Source organism: Umezawaea sp. Da 62-37, assembly GCF_032460545.1.
Taxonomy (GTDB): Bacteria; Actinomycetota; Actinomycetes; order Mycobacteriales; family Pseudonocardiaceae; genus Umezawaea.
Genome location: NZ_CP135965.1, coordinates 3363561 through 3385090, shown reverse-complemented (window position 1 = coordinate 3385090; position 21530 = coordinate 3363561). Strand labels below are relative to the sequence as shown.

Below are 21530 nucleotides of genomic sequence, written 5' to 3'. Positions count from 1 at the left end.
AGCGGTGGCGGCTCCCGTGCGGCACGCTCCCTCCATGCAGTGGACAGTCCGGCCCGCGAGGCTGGAGGACGCCACGGAGATCGCCCGGATCAACGTGGCCGCGTGGCAGCACGCTTACCGGGGCATCGTCGCCGACCCCGTGCTCGATCGCATGCTGCCGGAGAGCAGGCTCCCCGGCTGGAGCCGCGTCCTCGCCCTCCCGGAGCCCAGCGCCGTGTTCGTGTCGGTGTCCGAGGTGGGTGTCATAGGGGCGTATTGCGCGGTGGATGCCGTGCGGGAGGTGGGGGACGCGCACCCTGACCTGCACACGGGGGAGATCACGGCGATTTACGCCGATCCCCGGTTTCGGGGGACCGGGGCGGGGCACGAGGTGCATGAGGTGGCTGTGCGGCATTTGATCGAGCACGGGTTCCGGTATGCGGTGTTGTGGGTTTTTCAGGAGAACGTGCGCAGTCGGGATTTTTACGAGGCGCACGGGTGGAGGCATGACGGGGTTGTGCATCGGTATGAGCTGGGGGATCAGGAGCTGCCTGAGGTGAGGTATGCGCGGTTCTTGTCGGCGCCTCGGAGGAGGTCTGCGGCGGCGGCTCGTCGGTCTTGAGGTTTGTGCGGGTTGCGTCGTGGGTGAGGTGGCTTTACCCCGGTCGCCGAGTGTTCTAGGCTTGGCGAACCTTGTCAAGGCGGGAAAGATGCCTTGACAAGCTCCGTCAAGCCTAGAGATGGCTTCGGATCGGGGTGCAGGGGTAGGTCTGGCTGCGCCAGCATCGGCTCCGCCGACGAGGCATCAGGCTGCGCCCGACAGAGCATCAGGCTGCGCCTGACAAGGCATCCGAGCTGCGCCGGACCAGGCATCCTGGGCTGCGCCTTCGGACTGGGCGTGCTGGGTTAGCCGAGCAGTGTGTAGTTCAGTTCCTCGCACACCCGTGCCAGTGGTAGGTCCAGGCCGGGGTGGTCCAGGGGGAGCAGCACGTCTGGTGCGGCGGGTAGGCAGGAGGCGCCTGGTGGGTCCCACAGGCAGACGGCGGGGTCGCCGGAGTCCATGGAGGAGCGGTACCAGAGGCCGTCGAGTTCCGGGTAGGCGGCGCGGATGGCGCGGGCCCAGGCTTGGGTGAGGTGTTTGGGGCCGCTGCTGAGTTCCTGTGACGCGCCGACGCGGGTGGGCCAGAGGCCGGTCAGGTCCAGTAAGCGGAGGGTGCGGCGGGGGCGTAGGGCTACGAGGAATGGGCTGCGGGTGCGGCGGTCTACGACCGAGGTGGCCTGGAAGACCTCGGCGACGCTCGTCCGCACGGTGAGGCCGAAGTACAGGACGCCGTGTTCCTGGGCGACTGACGGGGAGCCGTCGGTGCTCGGGGGGTGGGTGTCGAACCTGGCGTGGGCGAGCGGGCCGGTGTAGCGGAAGGTGTTCCACCGTTGGGGGTGTTGGCCCTTCGCGGTGAAGACGCGCACCAGGCGGGTGGCGCGGTGCACCGCCACCACGTCCTCGGTGCGGCGCAGGATCGCCTGCAGCACGGCGGGAGCGGGCGGCTGGGGAAGCCGTGACATTCGGGTCCAGTCGTTCGGGGACGTGGGTCAGACGGGTGTGCCGAGCATCGCCGCGAGGTCGGCGACGCGGCGCGGGTCGCCGCCTGCCAGTAGCCAGTCGCGAGGAGTGGTCGGGGTGCCGTCGACGAGCAGGTCTTCCTGGGCGGTCGTCATGAACGCGGCCACGACCAGCGCGGGTTGGTCTTGGGCGACGGTGGCCAGCACGGCTTCCAGGCCCGGCAGCACGCCGGTGCCCGCGAACTGCCACGCGGGCAGTCGCCAGCTGCCCTTGTCCTTCCAGCCCACGAGCCTGCCGACGCCGAGCCGGTGTCGGATGCGGCTGGTGTCCACCTGCAACTGGCGCGCGGCCTCGGCCACGGTCAGCGCGGTGTCGCGGAGGACCGACAGCGCGACGATGGAGCGCGCTCTGGGCATTGCGTCGTTGTTGGTCTGCGGGCCGAGGTCGAGGCCGACGTCGGTCAGCACCTCGCGCTGGTCGGGCGTGAAGTAGCTCGCGGGCTCCGGGTGCGGAGGAGCGAGCCGCTTGGCGGCCTCGGTGACCAGGTTGAGGAACTCCATTGGCGTGACCTGTAGGCCGGCCTTGGCCAGCACCGTCTCCAGCGCAGGACTCATCCGCACAGAGTATCCCGAGCGTGCGCCTTTGTGCGCCCGTTCGGGAGGATTGGCCTGAATGTTCCACTGCGCGCGCACAGCTCACCACACTACGTAAACACGCGAGGTCCGGCACGTGAGATGGCACTCACCCACCGCCTGGTTACCATTCGAGCCGCGCCGCTCGGCGCGCTCACTGTGCGGGGGTGGTTGTTCGATGGCCGTGGATGCCGGGGACGCGGTCCGGTCGGACAAGCTGACCCGTGCGGTCTTCGCGGGCTGGTTGCTGGTGATGGTGGGCACGCTCATCCACGTGATCACCCGCGACTACGAGTGGTCGCTGGACCTGCGGGTCTACCGCAACGGCGGCGGCGCGTGGCTCGAAGGCCTGCCCATCTACGTCGACCACTTCTCGGCTCCGCTGGGCGGCCCCGACCTGCCGTTCACCTACCCGCCGATCGCGGTGGTGCTGTTCAGCCCGCTGGCCGCCGTGCCGCTGCCCGTCGCCATCTTCGCCATCGCCCTGCTGAACCTCCTCGCGCTGACCGCGCTCTGCCTGATCGCCGCCACCCGCGTGTGCGGCCGCGGCCCGCTCGCGATCCGCTACGGCCTCGGCGCCGCCGCGGTCGCCTCGGTCTTCGACCCGGTGCGCGAGACGCTGACGTTCGGCCAGATCAACCTGCTGCTCGCCGTGCTGGTGCTGCTCGACTGCCTGCTGGCCCGCACCCGGCTGCCGCGCGGCGCGCTCATCGGCCTGGCCGCGGCGATCAAGCTCACGCCCGCGGTGTTCGTGCTGTTCTTCCTGGCGAAGAAGGAATGGCGCCCGGCGGTGACCGCTTTCGTGTCGTTCCTCGTGTTCGCGGTGATCGGCTTCCTGATCATGCCCGGCGAGGCCCGCCAGTTCTGGTTCCACGCGCTGCTCGACCCCGGCCGCGTCGGCAGGCTCACCTACACCAGCAACCAGTCGCTGCGCGGCGTGGTCGCCCGCCTCGGCCTCGACGGCACGCCGCAGGTGGCCGTCTGGGCGCTGCTCTGCGTCGTGGTCGTCGTGCTCGGGTTCATCGCCGCCGTGAAAGCGCGCGAAGCGGGCGACGACGTGGCCGCGTTCCTCGTGATCGCCGTGGCGGGTCTGCTCATTTCCCCTGTTTCCTGGGGGCACCACTGGATCTGGATCGCTCCAGCCCTCACGTTGTTCGCGGTACCCGCGTACCGGCGGTCGAAAGCGTTCTGGGCATTCGCGGTTCCGGGTGTCCTGGTGTTCCTCGTCGGGCCGCACTGGCTGTTCCCCAACGACAACGACGTCGAACGGGATTGGGCCTGGTGGCAGCAGGTCATCGGCAACGCCTACGTGTGGTTCGGGCTGGCCGTGGTGGTGGCGCTGGCCGTGGTCCGGCGTCCGAGAACGGTCGAGGTCGATTGAGTTCGCATTCCTCCCGTCTCATCCGGAGGTCGAACTCCGCCCCGATTCGTGTGCGACGATGACGGCGATGGCTTCAACTCCGTCCTTTCCCCGATCGAGCGCCGTGCCCGTTGCGCCGCGTGCTGCTGTCAGCATGCCGCCGGAGGCCACCGGTATCCCGATTCGGACGATTCTCCTCGGCGTCGCGGGTGTTTCCCTCGTCGCGCTCGGCGGTGCCGGTGCGGGCGCGGTGGTGAAATCCGATCCGGTGCTCACGGACCTGTCGCTCAGCTGGATCCGGTACGGCCACGGCCACGACCTGGCGACGGCGTTGGTGTACGCGGGTCTGGGGCTGGTGATCTGGGCGTGGGTGCGGCTGGGGCGGATGGTGCAGCGGCGGCACGTCGGCAGCGCGGCGGTGCTGATCGCGATCGTGGCGTGGACGTTGCCGCTGTTGTTGTCGCCGCCGTTGTTCAGCAAGGACGTGTACAGCTACCTGGCGCAGGGGCAGTTGGCGTTGCACGGGTTCGACCCGTACCGGGTGGGGCCCGCGGCGTTGCCCAGTCCGTTGAGCGACAACGTGAGTTGGGTGTGGCAGAACACGCCGGCGCCGTACGGGCCGTTGTTCATCCTGATCGCCAAGACCGTGGTGTGGGTGACCGGAGCCGGTGTCATCGGCGGTGTCGTGCTGATGCGGCTGGTGCTCGCGGCCGGACTGGCGTTGCTGTGCTGGTCGCTGCCGGGTCTGGCCCGGCACCTGGGAGGTCGTCCGGCGGTCGCGCTGTGGCTGGCGGCGGCGAACCCGTTGATGCTGGTCCACCTGATCGGCGGCGGCCACAACGACATCCTGATGGTCGGCCTGATGGCCGCCGGGGCGCTGCTCGTGCTCGACAAGCGCCACGTCCACGGCATCGCGCTGGTCTCGTTGGCCGTCGCGATCAAGGCGACCGCCGTGGTGGTCCTGCCGTTCCTGGTGCTGGTCTGGGCCGCCCGGCTCGACGGCACCGAACGCTCCCGGCTCGGCAGGGCCGTCGCGTACGGCACGGCGGTGTTCGGCGCGGTGTTCGTGCTGTGCTCGGTCGTCGCGGGCGTCGACCTGGGCTGGATCCCGGCGTTGAAGTCGTCGTCCGCGATCGTGAACTGGCTGTCGCTGCCCAGCGCGGTCGGCGATTTCGTGTACACCCTGGTCAGCCTGGTCGTGAAGGTCGAGCCGGGCGTCTTCATGGCTGTCGCGCGCGCCGCGGGCTCGGTGCTGCTGGTCTACATCGCTTGGCGGCAGTGGCGGGCAGCGGAGGACGGCGGCCCCAACGCCATCCGGCACGCCGCCCTCACCATGCTCGCCGTCGCCCTGCTCTCCCCCGCCACGCTGCCCTGGTACTTCAGTTGGCCGCTGGTCCTCGGCGCGGGCTTGGCGTGGACCGCGAAGGGCCTGACCGCGGCGGTGTTCTTCTCGTCGGTGCTGCTGCTGGTCACGTTCCCCAACGGCGACACCGGGCTCTACTCGTGGGGCTACCTGGCCCTGACCGCCGCCGTCTCCGCGCTCGCCGCCGTGTCGCTCACCAGGCCGGACCCGCTGGAGCTGTCGTTCAGACCGCTACCGGCGCGGACCTCCGCAGCCGCGGGCTGAGCAGCACCAGCACGATCCCCCACAGGATCGCGAACCCGCCGATCATCACCGCGAGCGCGAGCGCGCCCGTGCTCGGCGTGGACAGCAGGATCACAGACCCGCGACCACGCCCAGCGCGCCACGTTCCGGTGGGTGACCGCCGAGAGCGGCCGCGACTCAGCCGACCGAGACGCCCTGCCCGGTGATCAGCCCGACCGCGACCTCCTTGGTCGCCTCGTCCACCGGGGTGTGCTGGAAGTTCAGGCCCAGGATGTGCGCCACCATGTCCGGCTCCGGCGGCAGTCCGTACTTGCGCAGGTAGTGCGGAACGGCGCCCGCCCAGATCCAGGTGCCGTCGGTGCGGAAGTTCAGCGGCACGTCCTGCTCACCCGGCGAGAACTCGTCCACGTCGAGGTTGCGCGCGGCCAGCACGACCGGCGCGGCCTCCAGGTACGCGGTGAGCTGCTCGCGGACCCTCGGGTCGACCGGCGGGCGGTTGACGAACGGCCTGCCGTTCGGGCCCTTCCCGTCGTGCACGCGGGCCGTGCGCATCGGCGCGGGCACACCGCCCGGCGGTGTGTCGACCGGCGCGTCCGCGGGCGGCATGCCGATCCGCTGGCGCCACCAGCCGGGGATGCGGTCCTCGGTCCGCGGGAACGTCCGCAGCTCGTCCTGCAAGCCGATGGGCGGCGGCGCGTTGCGCCAGCGCGGCTCGTCCTCGGAGTTGAAGTCGACCGTGAACGCGCTCGGCGCCTCGAGCTCGTAGACCGCGGTGAGCCACGTCCCCCGGTCCGGCGCGTGCATCCCGGCGCGCAGCTGGCCCAGCAGCGTCACCACGTCCATCGGCGGCCGCAACGGCTGGAACTGCCCGTCCGGACCCGCGAACGACATGTCGACCTCGATGTGCCGCCCAGCGGCCCGGTACTCGGTCCGCACGCGCTGCCAACCCGGCGGGAGCGCGGGCAGCATCGCCTTCCCGATCTGCCGGACCAGCAACTGCTGCTCCTGGTCGGTAAGCGGTGTAGTCGGCTGGCTCATGCGTCGCGCACCCCTTCGGAATCCCCCCGGCTCGGTGGGCTGATCTTAACGGCCTCGACACGGGTGTGTTCACCCGTTGACCCGTTGGTGCTCACGTGACCGGTTCGGCCCATCGCACCCGCGCGCCGCTCAGCGGCCCGCTGGGGAGGCCCTCCGACTCGACCTCGAGGCCCGAGCCGCGGGATCCGCTCCTCGTCCTGGGACGCGATCGCGAACCGGATCGCGACGATCCGGTCATCCGGGGAACTCGGCCGGCTCGGGCCGAGCGCGCCGACTTGTGCACCGCGTGGTCCGGCGGCCGCCCGTCGCGGTGGTCGACCTCCAGCGGTTCGCGGCTGGTGTGCGAGGGGGCGGGGTCGCCCAAGGGCCCCTTGACCCGGGCGGGGTCACTCCGAGGCGTTGCCCGGCGCTTCGGCCAGCTTGGCCCGCAGCCAGTCCGGGATGTGCTCGTCGGACCGGGGGAAGTAGTCCTGGTCGAGGGCGAACGCGCTCGCGGTCAGCGGCGGCGTGAAGCTCGGCTCGCCGTCGTAGTCGTACTCCACCTCGTAGCGGCCGGGCGGCTCGATCGTGATCCGCGCCGTGTACCAGCTGCCGCGGTCTTCCTCGTACATGCCCGCGCGCAGCTTCTTCAGCACGCGCAGCGCGGCCGCGGGCGGTGCGACCCTGGTCCGGCCGCCGTCCGCCCCGGTGGAGAGGAAGGTCGCGGTGTCGATGCCCACCGTCGACCGGAACGACAGCTCCAGCCCCTGCCAGCCCTCGGGGGCGGCGGACAGCAGGATCCCGCCGGCCTCCTGGAGCAGTTCCTCCTGCTCGGGCGGGGTCAACTGGATCGGCTCCGACATGAGCACTTCCTCATCCGTAGGGCTGCTGTCCGGCGTCGAGGGTATCCCTGCCGCTCAGTGCCGACGCGGTGGGATGTTGTTGTAGACCAACGGATCCTCGGGCACGCCGTCGATCCAGTACTGCACGTGGATGGAGTCCGGGGTCTTCTTCCCGTCCGGGTAGTCCATCTCGACCTGGACGGTCAGCTTCGGCTTCGGGTCGCGCGAGAGCACGTCGCCCCAGTGCTCCTCCAGCGCGCGGAAGTTGTCCGCCAGCGTGCTGCCGGGCTGGTGCTGGTTGAGGCTCTCCAGCATCGGGACCATGTTGACGTACTCGCCGGGCCCGTCGAACTCGGTGCCCGCGAGGTGACCGCCGTTCCAGCCGACGTCCTCGTAGAGCCGGACCTCGTGCGGCTCCGGTGGCCTGCCGTGCCGGTCCTCGAAGTCCTTGGCGACCTGCTGGTTGTGCGCCCGGTACTCGTCGCGGCCCTCGTGGCCGACCGGGCCCTGGTCGGGGCTGCGGCGGGCCGAGTCCGAGCCGGTGTGCACCAGGTCGCCGGTCATCCGCGAGGTGCGGGCGTCCGCGTCGGTGTGGAAGGTGTAGACGCTGCCCGCCTGCCCGGTCACCCGGTACTCGCAGTTCGGGAACGGCTGCCTGCTGTCGGGCCGCCAGTCGCCCTGCCTGCCGGACGTGGTCTCGACGCGGACGACGTTGCCCTCGCCGTCGGTGGTGAAGACACCCCGGTCGCGGCCCGCCCGGTCGGTGACCTCGTACCGGGTGTTGGGCTCCATCCGGACGGGGTCGCCGTCGGCGTCCCGCCCGAACGGCCTGGACTTGAGCGGCGCGTCCGGGTGGTCCCGGCCGACCGGCACCGTCTCCGGCGGCGTGGTCGCCGCGCGGTCCCGCGCGCCGTCGGGGGCGAGCCCGGACTTGTCCCTGTCGTGCGTGCCGGGCGCGAAGCCGTCCTCGCTGGACTTGACCCTGGTGCCGTCGGGGCTGTGGGTCTCCCACTCGCCGTTCGGCGGGATCCTCGGCTGCCGGTTGCCGTGCGCGTCGACCTCGGCGTCGGAGGTGTAGACGCGGCCGTTGCTGTCGGTCCACGCGGGCTTCGTGGGAGCCAGCACGGGGGCGTCGGTGTGCGCGGACAGCCGCTTGGCGAAGTCGTTGCTGCCGGCGTCGCAGCCGATCAGCCGGATGGGGGTTTTGCCGTCCCACCCGTTGCGGCGCAACAGGTCCCCGTACTCCTCGGGGCTGTAGGCGTGGTTGCCGACGCGCGCGCGGCCGTCGGGGGTGATGTGCACGTCGGCGGTGAAGTACCGCGGGTCGTTCGGCACCCGGCTCGGCAGGTCGCCCATCGCCGGGTCGCCGCGGTGGTGCGAGACACCGGCGGGTGTCGTCTCGCCGTACCGCGCGTGCGCCTCGTCGATGTCGGGGCGGTGCTGATCGGGGGTGTGGTGATCGGGGGTGTGGTGGGTCGGGTCGGGGGTGTTGGGGTCGTGGTGCGGCGGGGTGTTCGGGCCGTTCTGGTGCGGGGCCGCCGGGGCGTGGTGCGGTGGCGCGCCGGTCTGCGGGCCGCGGGCCTGCGGGGCGTGCTGGGGTGGCCCGGTGTTCGGGCGTGGCTGGGACGGGCCGGTGTGCGGCGGGTTCGTGTGCGGTGGTCCACCGGGCCTGGTCTGCGGGGGGCCGGACGGGCGGGCCTGCGGCGGACCCGCGTGGGGTGGTCCGCCGTACTGGGGACCGGTCTGTGCGGGCCGGTACGGCGGCGGGCCCGCCTGGGGCGGGCGTCCTTGCGGCGGGCCTGCGTGGGATGGGCCAGCGTGGGACGGACCTGCGCTCTGCGGCCGGGTGCCGTCCGGCGCGCGGCCCTGCGGGGTGCCGGACGACAGGTCGCCGCGGTGACCGGGCGTCCCGGTCCACCCTCCGCCACCCGGTCGCGGCGAACCCGCGCTCGGCGAGGTCCCGCCGGGTTGGCCACCACCGTGCGGCGCTCCGCCACCCGGCGCGGGCGCGCCCTGCTGGGGTGCCTGCGCCGGCCCGGCGTCCCGCGGCGCGGTGTGCGGCTGGTCGGTCCTGGACGGGGCTTCCGTCGCGGACGAGTGCGTCTGGTCCACCCGCGCGGGCGCCGACCCCGCCGGACTGGTCGAGGTACCACCAGGGCTGTGCCCGCTCGGGGTGGGGGAGGGACTGCTGGGGCTGTGCCCGCTCGGCGCGGACGAAGGGCTGCTCGGGCTGTGCCCACCAGGCGTCGAGCCGCCGGGGGAGTGCCCAGCCGGGCTGGTGGGGCTGTGGGCGGCTGGGCTCGACGGGCTGCCGCCGGGAGCGTGTCCCGCCGGGCTGGGCGTGCTGCTCGACGGGTGGCCGGCCGGGCTGGTGGTGCTGGGGCTGTGCGCCGCAGGGCTCGCAGGCCCACCGGGTGCGCGCCCGGCTGAGCTGGGCGAAGGCGTGCTGGACGTGCTGGGCGATGGGCTCGGCGACGGACTGCCGGGTGTGCTGCTCGGACGTGTCGCGGCAGGTCCGTCCGGCGTGCTCGAAGGCGGAGCAGTCGACGGAGCGGTCGAAGACGGCGCGGTGCTGTCGGCGGGCCGGGACGACGGCGGGCTGTCCGCGTTCGCCCGCCCCGCGGGCGAACTGCTGGTGTCGGTCGAGGTACCGGGCGTGCTGCTGGGCGAGGTCGGCGCGTCGGCGTGCGAGGTGGACGGCAGGTCCGGCCCGTCGCGCCCCAGCTTCTTCAGGAAGCCGGGATCGTCGATCTTCGTGCCGAGCACGTCCAGACCGGTCGCCTTGCCCGCCAGCTTCCCGAGCACCTTCATGATCTTCTCGAAGATCTCGACCAGGCGCTTGAGCATCGGCGAGACCTTCTTGATGGTGTCCAACAGCTTCTGGACGAGCTTCGCGATCCGCGCAGCCCACTTCCCGATGGCGGTGACGGCCTGCGCGACGATCACCGGCGTGCCGAAACCCAGTGAGAACACGGCTTCCAGCACCCACGCGATGAGCTTCGCGATCAGGTCGGCGATCAGGTCGCGCACCATCTCGCGCACGAACGCGACGACCATGCCCATCACGCCGACGACCGTGCCGACGGACCCGGCCGCGCTGGCGGCGCCGGTGATCGCGTCGGACTGCTCGGCGGCCGAGCCGCGGTAGGCGTCCGCGGCGGCGCCGGTCCACCCCTCGGTGCCGGACTTCAGCGCGGTCGCGTAGTCCTCGCTGATCTTGCCCAGCTCGGTGGCCACGTTGTTCCACGTCGTGCTGTACGACTCGATCACCGGGGGGTCGCCCGCGAGCCAGTCGAGCATGTCCTTCAACGGCTGCACGTGCTCCATCAGGAACGACGCGGCCGAGGACATGAGGGTGCCGAACGGGTCGATGGCCATCGACGCGGCGTCCGCGGCGAGGCTGACGACGCCGAGGCCGCCCTCGATCCAGTTGCCCTCCTTGAAGCCGTTGAACGTGTCCATGGCGGACTCGGCGATGGAGACGCCGGTGGCCCAGCCGTTGTCGCCGGTGCCCTTGGTGAACCCGGAGCCCTCCTCGGGTGCCTGCGCGACCAGGGGATTGGTCATCTCAGCCACCGGTCCGGAAGGTCTCGCCGATCGACTCGTCCATCGCGCGGTACTGCTTGACGGTGTCGTTGACGCCGTTCGCGGTGGTGTCCATCGCTTCCACGGCACCGTTGAGCGCGTCCAGCCCCCACTGCTCGACCGGGTCGAGCATCATCCGGAACGGCTGGCACAGGATGCCGTAGGCGTCGGTCGGCATGCTGACGGTGCGGGCGGCGTCGAGCGCGCCCCGCAACCGTTCCCCCAGGTCGTCGAGCTGCTTGCGGTGTCCGTCCAGCGTTTCCGGGACGATGTCGAACTTCTCGGCCATCGGGCCGACCCCCTAGCCGTTCGCGATCAGGACAGGAATGAACCGCCGTCGAAGTCGTCGTCGTCCGAAGGCCGCCGCTGGGGGCGCTGCGGACGTGGTGCGGGTGGTGGCGGCGGTGCTTGCGGGTCGTCCTCGATGCCGAACCGCATCTCCTCGTGCACGGACGGCGCCGGTTCCTCGGCCGGTGCGGCGGGGAAGTTCTTGCGCGCCTCGGCGAACAGCACGTTCGCCGTCTCGTCCTGAGTGCCGATGGTCTCGGCCATCACCTGCTGCAACAGCTCGGGAATCCGCGACTGCGCGCGTTGCAGGCACCGCATGATCTCGCCCGACACCTCGGACATCCGCTTCTCCCGCGCGGGTTCCGCGATGTCCACAGAGGACAGGATGCCGTTGGAGCCGATGGTGAGCCTGATCAGGCCGTCCCGCGAGGTCTCGGTGATCGTCAGCTCCTGCACGCGTTCGGCCATGCTCTGGTAGCGAGCGGCCTTCTGCTGGATCGACTGCTCCCACTGCGCGAGCATCCGTTCCGATCCCCCGATGTCGTCCGGCACCCCGGTCCCCCCTCGAAACCCCTTCGAGCACTCCGCCCAGGATGACGTACACCGGAACGCACTGGTTCCGGTCCGGCCCCAAATACGCCGAATGGCTGACGCACGACGAAGGCCCGCCCGAGCTCCGGGGAGCGGGTGCGGGCCTCCGTCGTGCGGGCGCGGTCAGTTCACCGCGAGCAGGTCCACCACGAAGATCAGGGTCTCACCGGGCTTGATGGCAGCACCGGCACCGCGGTCGCCGTAGGCGAGGTGCGGCGGGATGACCAGCTGGCGACGGCCGCCGACCTTCATGCCCGCGACGCCCTTGTCCCAGCCTGCGATGACGCGGCCGCCGCCGAGCGGGAAGCGGAACGGGTCGTTGCGGCTCCACGAGGAGTCGAACTCCTCGCCGGTGGTGAACGAGACGCCGACGTAGTGCACGGTGACGGCCTGGCCCGGCGTGGCTTCGGGCCCGTCGCCGACCGAGAGGTCGTTGATGACCAGGTCGGCGGGCGGTGGGCCCTCGACCAGGTCGACTTCGGGCTTCTGCGTGGCCATGCGGGTCCTCCTCGAATCGGGATTGGTCTGCCGGCGAGTCAATCATGTCGACGGCGGCGCTGCCGAATGGCCTACGTCGAGTGGAGCTTGTGGCCGCTGTAGTCGGTCTGTTGCTCTGTGTGCACCCCGAACGGGGCCTACAACTCCAAGGAGATGATCATGGCGGCAACCCTGCACCGCCTGCGGTCGTGGCTCGGCGCTCTCGTGGTGGCGATCCTGCTCCCACTGGCCGGCTTCAGCATGGCCACGGCTGCTCCGGCTCCTCCGTCGGCCGACGGTGAGGTCGGCACCCAGATCGTCGGCGGCACCCGCGCCAGCACGAGCACGTACCCGTGGGTGGTCTACCTGGCCACCAGCAGCGGGTTCCAGTACTGCGGCGGCACCCTGGTCGCGGCCAACAAGGTCGTCACCGCGGCGCACTGCACCGTCGGCGACTCGGCCTCGGCGGTCCGCGTCGTCGCCGGTCGCGACGACAAGAACTCCACCGCGGGCGTCGTCGCGAAGGTGACCAAGATCTGGATCCACCCGAGCTACGTCGACGCCACCCAGGGCAACGACGTGTCGGTGCTGACCCTGGACCGCAACCTCACCCAGGCGAAGCTGCCGATCGCGACCAGCGCCGACACGGCGCTGTACGCGGCGGGCACCTCCAGCACGATCCTCGGCTGGGGCACCACCTCCTCGGGCGGTTCGGCCTCGCGCTACCTGCTCAAGGCGACCGTGCCGCTGACCAGCAACGCCACCTGCACCTCGGCGTACGGCTCGGACTTCAAGGCCGCGCACATGGTCTGCGCCGCGTACGCCCAGGGCGGCACCGACACGTGCCAGGGCGACTCGGGCGGTCCGCTGGTCGCGGGCGGCAAGCTGATCGGCATCACCTCGTGGGGCGAGGGCTGCGCGCTCGCCGGCAAGCCCGGCGTGTACACCAGGGTCTCGAACTTCGCGACCCTGATCACGCAGCAGATCAACTCCTAGTACCGGTAAGGGAATGCCGGGGGACCCGAGGGTCTCCCGGCATTTCCGGTTTCCCTGCAACGCGTTGTGCCCCGACTTGCGTCCTCGGTCCATGAAGCGGCCGGGAGTGGTGTTGGCGGGGATCGTCGTCGTGGGGCTGTGCGCGGGATCCGCGCCCGCGGTGCTGGACTGGCGGGCGCCGGACCCGGTGCCGCCGACCACCACCGGTGGACCGGCGGCCCTGGTCGCCTTCGACTCGTGCGACGAGGTGCTGTCGCGGTTCAGAACGGCGGCGATGTCGGACTTCGACGAGGCCGCCCGCCAGTGGATCCCCACCGAGAACGGGATCGCGGTCCCGAACTCGGTGAGCGACTCCGCGACCGACGCCAAGGCCGCCGCCACCCCCGCGCGGCAGAGCGTTCCCGAGCACTCCGGCACGAACGTGCAGGAAGCCGGGGTCGACGAGCCCGACCTGGTCAAGACCGACGGCAAGCGGGTCGTGACGATCACCGACGGTGTGCTCCGGGTGCTCGACGTCGCCTCCCGCGCCGTCACCGGAACCCTCGACATGGCGAACAGCTCGGCCACCCAGCTGCTGCTCAGCGGCGACCGGGCGCTCGTCGTGACGACGTCCGTCGCCACCGGGATCCCGATTCCCCCCAACGAGTTCGCGCCGCCGACCGGGTCGAGGCTGGTACTGGTCGACCTCTCCGGACCGCCGAAGGCGCTGGGGACGCTGTCCGTCGACGGCGCCTACCTGGACGCCCGCCAGATCGGTGGTGTGGCCAGGGTCGTGGTCAGCTCGACCGCGCACCCGGCGTTCGTGTACCCGCAGCCGAGCTGGTCGATCGCCCAGACGCGGCTGGAGAACGAGAAGGCCCTCGCCGCCACCACGATCTCCGCCTGGCTGCCGCACTACGAGCTGTCCACGCCGACCTCGCGCCGCGAGGGCACCCTGGTCGACTGCTCGCGGGTCAGCTTTCCCGAGCAGCCCACGACCGCCTCGCTGCTGACCGTGCTCACGCTGGACCTCTCGGCCGCGCTCGGCACCGGTGACCCGGTGTCCGTCGTGGCCGCCGGTGACACCGTCTACGGCACGGCGTCGAACCTCTACGTCGCCGACCAGCGCCAGGTGTTCGGCGGCCGGTCGGGCACGCAGGTGTCCGGGACGACCGCCGTGCACCAGTTCGACATCTCCCGGCCCGGCCCGCCCAAGCACGTCGCCTCCGGTGTCGTGGACGGCGTTCCGCTCAACAAGTACTCGTTCTCGGAGTACGCCGGGCACCTGCGGATCGCCACCACGAGCGGCGGTGGACCCGGTGCTCAGCAGAGTTCGGTGATCGTGCTGGAACGGCGGGGGGAGGTGCTCACCCAGACCGGCAGGGTCGACGGACTCGGTGTGGGTGAACGGATCTACAGCGTCCGCTTCATCGGCGCGGTCGGCTACGTGGTCACGTTCCGGCAGACCGACCCGCTCTACACCCTCGACCTGGCCGATCCGGCGAAGCCGAGGGTGGTGGGCGAGCTGAAGATCAACGGGTATTCCGCCTACCTGCACCCTGCGGGTGACGGCAGGCTGATCGGCGTCGGCCAGGACGCGAACGACCGGGGCCGGGTCTCCGGCACGCAGGTGTCGCTGTTCGACGTGCGCGACCCCGCGAAGCCCGAACGCCTTGCCCAGTACCAGGTTCCCGGCGCGAACTCCGAGGCCGAGTACGACCCGCACGCGTTCCTGTACTGGCCGGAGGACGGCTTGCTCGTGCTGCCGATCACCGACCGCACCGGCGTCAACGGCACCGCGCTCGCGCTCCGCCTGTCCGGCAACGGCTTCAGCGAGGTCGGCACGGTCTCGCAGCCCACCGGGAGCGTCCGCCGCTCGCTGGTGATCGGCGACGACCTGTGGACGGTGTCGGAGGCCGGCGTGCTGGTGAGCCGCGTCGACCGGGTGGCTCAGCTGGCCTGGGTGCCGTTCGGGTAGGGGCGGTAGGCCGGGACCTGGCCGCGTTCGGTGAGCAGGCGGTGCGCGAGGACCGTGCCGCCCGCCATCGCCGCGGGCATGACCACGATGGCCGCCAACGGGATCAGGCACAGCAGGTACGACGGCACGGCGAAGCCCAGCGAGAGCGCCCGCCTGCTCCGCAGCACCGCGCGGCGCTCCTTGAGGGTCTTGCCGCGGCGGGTGAACGGGATGCCGGTCAGCTCGATGCCGAGCAGCCAGCCGTTGACGAACACCGCGATCACCGGCACGACGGTCTGCCCGACCACGGGGATGAACCCGGCCGCGAACAGCGGGATCGCGAACAGGATCGCCATCCCGATCAGCAGCACGGCGTCGCGCACGCCGTTGAGCGCGGACCGCCACCACGGCACCTGCTCGGCGCCCGGCACACCGCCCAGTTCCTCGTCCTCGATCGTCTCGGCGATGTGCTCGTAGAACGGGCCGCCGATGACGATCGTGATCGCGGTGAACGCGAGCAGGCCGATCGCCAGGTACGCGCCGATGAACGAGATGCCCGCCGCGAACCGGGTCACGGTCCGCGTCGACTCGCTCCAGTCGTCCGCGAACGGCGTGGCCCACGTGGCGATGTCGTCGATGTTCAGCGCCAGCAGCACGAAGCTGCCGATGAGCAGCGCCGAGCTGAGCACCGCCGGGATCGCGCCGATGAGCAGCAGCTTCGGCCTCCGGAAAACCAGCCCGAAGCCCTTCGCGAGCAGCCCGACACCCGTGGAGAAGTCCTTCAGCACCCTGATCACGGGCCGCAGCCTAATGCCGTCAGCGCGAGCATTCCCGCAAGGCGTCCTGGAACTCCTGTCCCCGGGGGTCGTACTGGGCGCCTCCATCGCCGGGGAACCCCTTCCCGGTCAGGCACTTGGACGTCTCGCGGTCCTTGTCTGCCTGCGCCGCGTCGGTCTCCTCGGGGGTGCCGCCGTTGGACAGGAGCTTCCGGCACGCCTCGAACGCCTGCTCCTCCGCCCGCACGGCGGCCGCGTCGTCGGCGGGGATGAGCACAGCGGTGCCGAGCTTCCCGTCGGCGGGCTGCTCGGGCTGCTCGGACCCGTGTTCCCGCATGCACCGGGAGTAGGCGTGCCGCGCGTCCGCGTCGGACCCGCCGTTCGACCTGACCGGCGCGGGCTCCGCGGAGCAGCCGGTGACCAGCAGGAACAGGGCGATGACCAGGGTTGTCCTCATGGCGGTGTGTCTACGCGCCGCGCTGTCGCCACGGGCTGAACGACGGCGTTCATCCGGTGGTTATGCCAGGTCGCGGAAGAATGCGCGCATGCGCGTGCTGGTGGTCGAAGACGAACGGGAACTCGCGGACTCGATCGCGGAGGGGCTGCGGGCGCACTCGATGGCCGTCGACGTCTGCTACGACGGAGGGGCCGCGCTGGAACGCGTCGGCGTGCACGACTACGACGTGGTGGTGCTGGACCGCGACCTGCCGGTGGTGCACGGCGACGAGGTGTGCCTGCGGGTGCTGGAGGCCGGTGGCACCGCACGGGTCCTGATGCTCACCGCGGCGGGCGGTGTCGCGGACCGGGTCGAGGGCCTCGGTCTCGGGGCCGACGACTACCTGACCAAGCCGTTCGCGTTCGCCGAACTCGTCGCACGGGTGCGCTCGCTCGCCAGGCGGGCCCGCAGGTCGCTGCCGCCGGTGCTGGAACGGGCGGGGATCGTGCTCGACCTGCCGCGGCACCAGGCGTCGCGCGACGGGTGGTTCCTGCCGCTCTCGCCCAAGGAGTTCGCCGTGCTCGAAGTGCTCATGAGGGCGGAGGGATCGGTCGTCAGCCCCGAGGAACTGCTGGAGAAGGCGTGGGACGAGCACGCCGACCCGTTCACCAACGCCGTGCGGATGGCCGTGATGAACCTGCGGCGCAAGCTCGGCGAACCGGCGGTCGTCGAGACCGTGCCCGGCGCCGGGTACCGGGTCGGCCCGTGAGGCCGTCGGTGCGGACCCGGCTCACCGCGGTCCACAGCGGGCTGTTCCTGGTGGTCGGCGGGGTGCTGGTGCTGATCAACCACGTGCTGTTCACCGCCACGCTGGCGCTGCCCGAGCAGTTCGTGTCGGTGGCGGTGCCCTCGACGTCGGGACCGCGGCCCTCGGTGGGGCCGCCCTCGGTCCTGGAGACCGCGCGGCTCGAAGCGGTCCGGGACTCCCGCCCGCAGGGCGTGCTCGACGCGCTGGAGGCGTTCCGGTCGTCGGCGATCCGGACGTCGCCGGCGCAGTCGCTGGTGGCGCTGGTGATCGCCGTCGGGCTCGCGCTCGTCCTCGGCTGGATGGTCGCGGGGCGGGTGCTGAAGCCGTTGCAGGCCATCACCTCCGCCGCCCACCGGCTGGAGGCGACCGGCCTCGACCAGCGGATCGCGCTCGACGGCCCCGACGACGAGCTGAAGGAGCCGGCCGACACCTTCGACGGGATGCTCGACCGGCTCGCGAGCGCGTTCGACAGCAGGCAGCGGTTCGTCGCCAACGCCTCGCACGAGCTGCGCACCCCGCTCGCGATCCAGCGCACCCTGGTGGAGGTCGCGATGGTGACGCGCCCCGAGGTGCGGGACCTCGGCCTGCGGCTGCTGGCCGCCAACGAGCGCAGCGAGCGGCTGATCGAGGGGCTGTTGCTGCTCGCGCGCGGCGACGGGGGACTCGCCGCGCGGACGCGGGTCCGGGTCGACCTGGTCGCCGCCGAGGAGGTGGCCGCGTGCGGGCCGCTCGCCGCCGAGCACGGCGTCCGGATGACGACCGCGCTCGACCCGCTCACGGTGCTCGGCGACCGGGTCCTGCTCGCGCACCTGGTGTCGAACCCGGTGCGCAACGCGGTCCTCCACAACGTGCGCGGCGGGACCGTGCGGGTGTCCTCGGGGGACAGCCTGGTCGTCGTCAACACGGGCGAGGTGATCACGGCCGACCAGGTGCCCGCGCTGTTCGAGCCGTTCCGCGGGCTGCGCGCCGACCGGACCGCGGGCGCGAAGGGCTCCGGCCTCGGGCTGTCGATCGTGCGCTCGACCGCCACCGCGCACCACGGGGAGGTGACCGCGTCGCCGAACCCCGGCGGTGGTCTCCGCGTCGAACTGGTCCTGCCGACGTGACTACTCGGTCTCCGCGATGCAGGCCGTGCCGATCCGGCGGAACCCGACCCGCTCGTAGACCCGCGCGATGTCCTCGCTGCCCGCCGACAGGAACACCCGCGTGACGCCGTGGTCCAGCGCGTCCTGCGCCAGGACCGCGGTGATCGCCGCACCGAGCCCGCGCCGCCGGGCGGACGGCAGCGTGCCGACACCGACCACCTCCGCCACGTCACCGGCCCGCTGCGTCATCCCCGTGGCCACCGCGCCGTCCACGGAGTCCTCGGCGAGCGCGTAGCGGAACTTGGGCACGTGGACCGGCGTCACGGTCGGCAGCAGCGCGTCCCGGTCCCTCGGCCCCGTCTCGCCGGTGCCGGTGCCCGGCGAGGAGAACGCGAGCTGGGCGATCGTCCGCACCACGGCGACGTCGTCGAGGAAACCGGCTTCCTCCGGGTCGAGGACGCGCACGACCGCGTCGACCTCGGGCACGCGGATCGGACCGTCCAGGACGAGCAGCGGCGCGCGCAGCACGGTGAACCCGGCCCGCTCCACCACGTCCAGCATCCCCGGCGTGGTCTCGTGCACCCACTCGAACGCCTGCGAGACCCCGAGTTCGCGCTGCCGCTCCCGCACGGCCCGCAGGTCCGCCGCGGTCGGCTCGCCGCCGGGGAACGCGGGGCGCGCGTAGTACGGGAAGCCCTCGTCGTCCCGGACGAACAGCGTCAGACCGCCGTACGCCTCCGCGCGGGCGTCCAGGCGGGGCACCGCGTCGTAGAAGGACTCGAGTTCGGCGAACGGCGCGAGGGGCATTCGCGGCAAAGTACTGGGCGCGGGCGCGAACTGCCAGCGTTTAACCGGAACTAGCCCGTCGCGACGAACAGGTACCGGTTGAGGCTGAAGAAGTGGTCCGCGCCCAGCGACCGCTGGCCCTCCGCCCACGCGGCGGCCTCGGCGGCCGTGATCCCGTTGCGCCCCACCACGAACGCGGTGACCAGTTCCAGCAGGCCCGCGCTGTAGGTGGCGGGGGAGTAGCCGACGTTCAGCATCGGCACGACGCTCGTCCGCACGTCGCGGAAACCCGCGGCGACCAGCGCCGCGGGCAGCTTGCGCGGCAGCCGCGCGTCGGCGAGGTGCTGCTCGAACGCGGTCAGCACGCGGTCGGTCAGCGCGTCGTCGGGGGAACGCCACACAATCGAGTCCCAGTCGGTGTCGACCAGCACCAGCCGTCCGCCGGAGCGCAGCACCCGGCGCACCTCGGCCAGCGCGCCGGGCACGTCCGGCAGGTACTCGAAGACCTGTGTGGACACGACCGCGTCGAAAGTCCCGTCCCGGTAGGGGATCCGCTCCGCGCCCGCCTGCCGGTACTCGACCGCGTGACCGGAGCGGTCCGCGGCGATCGCCAGCATGCTCGGCGCCGGGTCGATCCCGCAGACCGCGCCGTCGGGACCGACCTCATCGGACATCTCGACCGCGAGGAAGCCCGGTCCGCTGCCGATGTCGAGCACCCGCTCGCCCGGCCGCAGCGCCAGGGCTTCCCGCACGACCTTCCGCTGCCACACCACGTCCGGTGTCAGGTAGGTCGCCTCGACGCGGCGTGAGGTCTCCTCGTCGAAATCCAGCCCGCTCATCCGGACGCGGCCCGCGTCAGCGACGGCGGCGGCGGAAGCTGGGGCGGCGGACGGAGGTGCCCACCCCGGCGAGGTGCAGCGCGACGCACAGCAGACCGGCGGTGACCAGGGTGTCCGGGATGAGGACCGATCCGATGGAGGCGTCGGCGAGATCGAGCAGCAACGCCAGTCCGAAGATGACCGCGGCGATGATGGCGAGCATTGGAGCCTCCTTGTGGGGCAATGACTTCCTGCCACGTCACTACCCCGCCGAAGAGGTCCCCAACCTGGCATTCGGCCCAACTTCGAGGCCCAGGTAGGTCAGGTCCGCGTGCGCCGGCACCGCGATGGTGTGGAAGCCGAGCCGGTCGTAGAACGCGCGGGCCCCGGTGTTCACGGTCAGCATGCCCAGGTGCACCGCGGGCACGCCCGCCCGCGCGAGCGCGTCGACGAACGCCCCCATCAGCGCCCGCCCGTGCCCGCCGCGCTGGTGCTCCGGCAGCAGGTCGATGTGCAGGTGCGCCGGGTAGTCCGCGAGCTCCGGCACGATCATCCGCTCCGGGTCGTGCATCAGCCCGATCATGACCTCGGTCGGGGTGGTCGGCTCGCCGGACGGCGCCGGGTAGCGGTCCACCAGTCCCGGCAGCCAGGAACGCCGGTACTCCCGCACGAACGCCGGGGTGTTCGCCGTGCCGAGCACGTACCCCACGGCCCGCTCGCCGTCGTCCGCGACGAACGCCAGCGACGGTTCCAGGTGCGCGTAGGGCAGCGCGAAGATGTTCGGCATCAGGTCGAGGTCGGGGTGGACGTGCCGCGAATCCCCTCCCGCGTCGGCGGTTCGCACGCAGATGTCCGCTACGGCGGCGCGGTCGGAGGTTCGGTACGGCCTGATGCGCATGACGTCCTCACTTTTATGGGAGCGCTCTCACGGTAGTCCGCGGAAAATCGCTCGGTCCAGTGGCCGCCTTCGGTCCACACTGCCCCGATGCCACCACCACAGGGCTTCACCAGCACGACCCGCCCGGATGGGACGGTCGTCGTCCTGCACCACGGCCGCGTCGCCGCCACCCTCCGCGGCGCCAGGGCCGCCGAGTTCCTCGCCGAGGTCGAGGACGACCCGCAGGAGGTCATGGCGAGGTGGACGGGCCAGTACCGGCACGGCAACGAACGCACCGCGAAGAACCACCCGCGCAACACCGGACGCCGCTGAGACACGAATGGCCCAACGGTCCCATTACCCTTTTATCGCACCACCTTCGGGTGATCAGAGGTGCCCACCGCGTTACATCCGACACTGGGTGTGATCCGATTGCTGGATGAGCGAGTGTCCGAGTTGCCACGGCTCCGGAATCGCGATGGACAGGAGCATCTGTGGAACCTGCGGAGGGATCGGCCAGGTCCCGGCCCCCGTGCGGCCTTTGCGGTGGAACGGGCGAAATGGCCTGGTTGCAACCCGAATCGGGACCGGAGGGGCTCGTGCTGCGGGAAGTGAGGCATCCGTGCACGAATGGCTGCTCCGGGTGGTGGAGGGCCCCGGCGGCGGAGCGGGGTGATGCGCCGGGGTGGGTGGGGGAGGCGAATGTCGGGGGGATTGGGTGAGTGGTGAGGGGTGTTGAGTGGTGGGGATTTGGGTCGTGGGGATTTGAGTCGTGGGGAATGTCGGACCCTGTGAGTACCTTGGGTTTCGGGGGGTTCTCACGTTGGGGGGACCTTGGGTTTTTGCTGTTCGGGGGTGTTTGGTGGGTGCTGTTGGGTGTGGTCGGGGTGTCGGGGTGGGGGTCGTCGGGGTTGGGTTCAGGGAGCGAAACGCCCCCCGTCGCCACATTGTCTCTAGCACTTCACCCCCGCTTGTCAAGACGATAAAGCCATCTTGACAAGCGGGGGTGAAGCGAGAGCGGGCTTCGGATCGGGGGCGGGTGGGGAGGTCTGGCTTCGCCAGCATCAGGCTGCG

At 71.4% G+C, this 21530-nt stretch carries 23 protein-coding genes; 8 read left to right on the top strand and 15 right to left on the bottom strand.

All coding sequences use genetic code 11. The features are described 5' to 3' along the window. The first annotated feature begins 34 nt into the window (after window positions 1-34). The gene (locus RM788_RS14825; RefSeq protein ID WP_315932239.1) at window positions 35-601 is read left to right on the top strand and encodes a GNAT family N-acetyltransferase; all 567 of its coding nucleotides are present in this window, start codon (window positions 35-37) and stop codon (window positions 599-601) included. 284 nt (window positions 602-885) lie between these two features. Here RM788_RS14825 and RM788_RS14820 read toward each other — a convergent pair whose 3' ends face one another. Together RM788_RS14820 and RM788_RS14815 are read right to left on the bottom strand one after the other, a co-directional pair. Then, window positions 886-1542 (bottom strand): RES family NAD+ phosphorylase, encoded by a 657-nt coding sequence (locus RM788_RS14820; RefSeq protein ID WP_315932238.1) that lies wholly within the window; start codon window positions 1540-1542, stop codon window positions 886-888. Window positions 1543-1569: 27 nt separating this feature from the next. Next, window positions 1570-2154, bottom strand: a complete 585-nt coding sequence (locus tag RM788_RS14815; protein ID WP_315932237.1) for a DNA-binding protein — start codon at window positions 2152-2154, stop codon at window positions 1570-1572. 196 nt (window positions 2155-2350) lie between these two features. On the opposite strand from RM788_RS14815, the gene RM788_RS14810 reads away from it, so the two are divergent. Then, window positions 2351-3553 (top strand): glycosyltransferase 87 family protein, encoded by a 1203-nt coding sequence (locus tag RM788_RS14810; protein WP_315932236.1) that lies wholly within the window; start codon window positions 2351-2353, stop codon window positions 3551-3553. A gap of 133 nt (window positions 3554-3686) precedes the next feature. After that, a complete protein-coding gene (gene mptB / locus RM788_RS14805) occupies window positions 3687-5159 on the top strand; it encodes a polyprenol phosphomannose-dependent alpha 1,6 mannosyltransferase MptB (protein ID WP_315932235.1) in 1473 nt (490 codons plus the stop codon). On the opposite strand, the gene RM788_RS14800 is transcribed toward mptB, so the two are convergent. The 7 genes from RM788_RS14800 to RM788_RS14770 form a co-directional block, all read right to left on the bottom strand. Beyond that, window positions 5119-5253: a hypothetical protein gene (locus RM788_RS14800; RefSeq protein WP_315932234.1), complete on the bottom strand. Its 135-nt coding sequence runs from the start codon at window positions 5251-5253 to the stop codon at window positions 5119-5121. The two genes, mptB and RM788_RS14800, sit on opposite strands and share 41 nt — an antisense overlap. Window positions 5254-5315: 62 nt before the next feature. After that, window positions 5316-6176: a hypothetical protein gene (locus RM788_RS14795; protein ID WP_315932233.1), complete on the bottom strand. Its 861-nt coding sequence runs from the start codon at window positions 6174-6176 to the stop codon at window positions 5316-5318. Window positions 6177-6562: 386 nt separating this feature from the next. Further along, on the bottom strand, window positions 6563-7018 hold the full coding sequence (locus RM788_RS14790) for a tudor domain-containing protein (protein ID WP_315932232.1): 456 nt from the start codon (window positions 7016-7018) through the stop codon (window positions 6563-6565). 54 nt (window positions 7019-7072) lie between these two features. Continuing rightward, complete coding sequence (locus tag RM788_RS14785) at window positions 7073-10564, bottom strand: DNA/RNA non-specific endonuclease (protein ID WP_315932230.1); 3492 nt, start codon at window positions 10562-10564, stop codon at window positions 7073-7075. A gap of 1 nt (window position 10565) precedes the next feature. Then, on the bottom strand, window positions 10566-10871 hold the full coding sequence (locus RM788_RS14780) for a type VII secretion target (RefSeq protein WP_315932228.1): 306 nt from the start codon (window positions 10869-10871) through the stop codon (window positions 10566-10568). A gap of 26 nt (window positions 10872-10897) precedes the next feature. Next, entirely contained in the window at window positions 10898-11422 is a 525-nt protein-coding gene (locus RM788_RS14775) for a YbaB/EbfC family nucleoid-associated protein (RefSeq protein WP_315932226.1), read from the bottom strand. A gap of 162 nt (window positions 11423-11584) precedes the next feature. Further along, window positions 11585-11959 carry an FKBP-type peptidyl-prolyl cis-trans isomerase gene (locus RM788_RS14770; protein ID WP_106187694.1) on the bottom strand — a complete coding sequence of 125 codons (375 nt, stop codon included), beginning with the start codon at window positions 11957-11959 and terminating at the stop codon, window positions 11585-11587. 159 nt (window positions 11960-12118) lie between these two features. Here RM788_RS14770 and RM788_RS14765 point away from each other — a divergent pair, with 159 nt between their 5' ends. Together RM788_RS14765 and RM788_RS14760 are read left to right on the top strand one after the other, a co-directional pair. Further along, window positions 12119-12934 (top strand): S1 family peptidase, encoded by an 816-nt coding sequence (locus RM788_RS14765; protein ID WP_315932225.1) that lies wholly within the window; start codon window positions 12119-12121, stop codon window positions 12932-12934. A 91-nt stretch (window positions 12935-13025) separates the two neighbouring features. Further along, complete coding sequence (locus tag RM788_RS14760; RefSeq protein ID WP_315932224.1) at window positions 13026-14891, top strand: beta-propeller domain-containing protein; 1866 nt, start codon at window positions 13026-13028, stop codon at window positions 14889-14891. On the opposite strand, the gene RM788_RS14755 is transcribed toward RM788_RS14760, so the two are convergent. After that, the gene (locus tag RM788_RS14755; RefSeq protein WP_315932222.1) at window positions 14864-15667 is read right to left on the bottom strand and encodes an EI24 domain-containing protein; all 804 of its coding nucleotides are present in this window, start codon (window positions 15665-15667) and stop codon (window positions 14864-14866) included. The two genes, RM788_RS14760 and RM788_RS14755, sit on opposite strands and share 28 nt — an antisense overlap. Before the next feature lie 19 nt (window positions 15668-15686). Further along, window positions 15687-16103, bottom strand: a complete 417-nt coding sequence (locus tag RM788_RS14750) for a hypothetical protein (protein WP_315932221.1) — start codon at window positions 16101-16103, stop codon at window positions 15687-15689. An 88-nt stretch (window positions 16104-16191) separates the two neighbouring features. Here RM788_RS14750 and RM788_RS14745 point away from each other — a divergent pair, with 88 nt between their 5' ends. Both RM788_RS14745 and RM788_RS14740 read left to right on the top strand, forming a co-directional pair. After that, a complete protein-coding gene (locus RM788_RS14745) occupies window positions 16192-16851 on the top strand; it encodes a response regulator transcription factor (protein ID WP_315932220.1) in 660 nt (219 codons plus the stop codon). Then, window positions 16848-17996, top strand: a complete 1149-nt coding sequence (locus tag RM788_RS14740) for a sensor histidine kinase (protein ID WP_315932218.1) — start codon at window positions 16848-16850, stop codon at window positions 17994-17996. Before RM788_RS14745 ends, RM788_RS14740 begins: the two co-directional genes overlap by 4 nt. On the opposite strand, the gene RM788_RS14735 is transcribed toward RM788_RS14740, so the two are convergent. The 4 genes from RM788_RS14735 to RM788_RS14720 are packed head-to-tail and all read right to left on the bottom strand — an operon-like array spanning window position 17997 to window position 20477. After that, the gene (locus RM788_RS14735) at window positions 17997-18782 is read right to left on the bottom strand and encodes a GNAT family N-acetyltransferase (RefSeq protein WP_315932217.1); all 786 of its coding nucleotides are present in this window, start codon (window positions 18780-18782) and stop codon (window positions 17997-17999) included. A 50-nt stretch (window positions 18783-18832) separates the two neighbouring features. Further along, window positions 18833-19600 carry a methyltransferase domain-containing protein gene (locus RM788_RS14730; protein ID WP_315932216.1) on the bottom strand — a complete coding sequence of 256 codons (768 nt, stop codon included), beginning with the start codon at window positions 19598-19600 and terminating at the stop codon, window positions 18833-18835. Window positions 19601-19616: 16 nt separating this feature from the next. After that, on the bottom strand, window positions 19617-19802 hold the full coding sequence (locus RM788_RS14725; protein ID WP_315932214.1) for a hypothetical protein: 186 nt from the start codon (window positions 19800-19802) through the stop codon (window positions 19617-19619). 39 nt (window positions 19803-19841) lie between these two features. Beyond that, complete coding sequence (locus RM788_RS14720) at window positions 19842-20477, bottom strand: GNAT family N-acetyltransferase (protein WP_315932213.1); 636 nt, start codon at window positions 20475-20477, stop codon at window positions 19842-19844. Between the two features lie 87 nt (window positions 20478-20564). Between RM788_RS14720 and RM788_RS14715 the strand changes: the two genes are divergently transcribed. Beyond that, window positions 20565-20789: a hypothetical protein gene (locus RM788_RS14715; RefSeq protein ID WP_315932212.1), complete on the top strand. Its 225-nt coding sequence runs from the start codon at window positions 20565-20567 to the stop codon at window positions 20787-20789. Window positions 20790-21530: the final 741 nt, after the last annotated feature.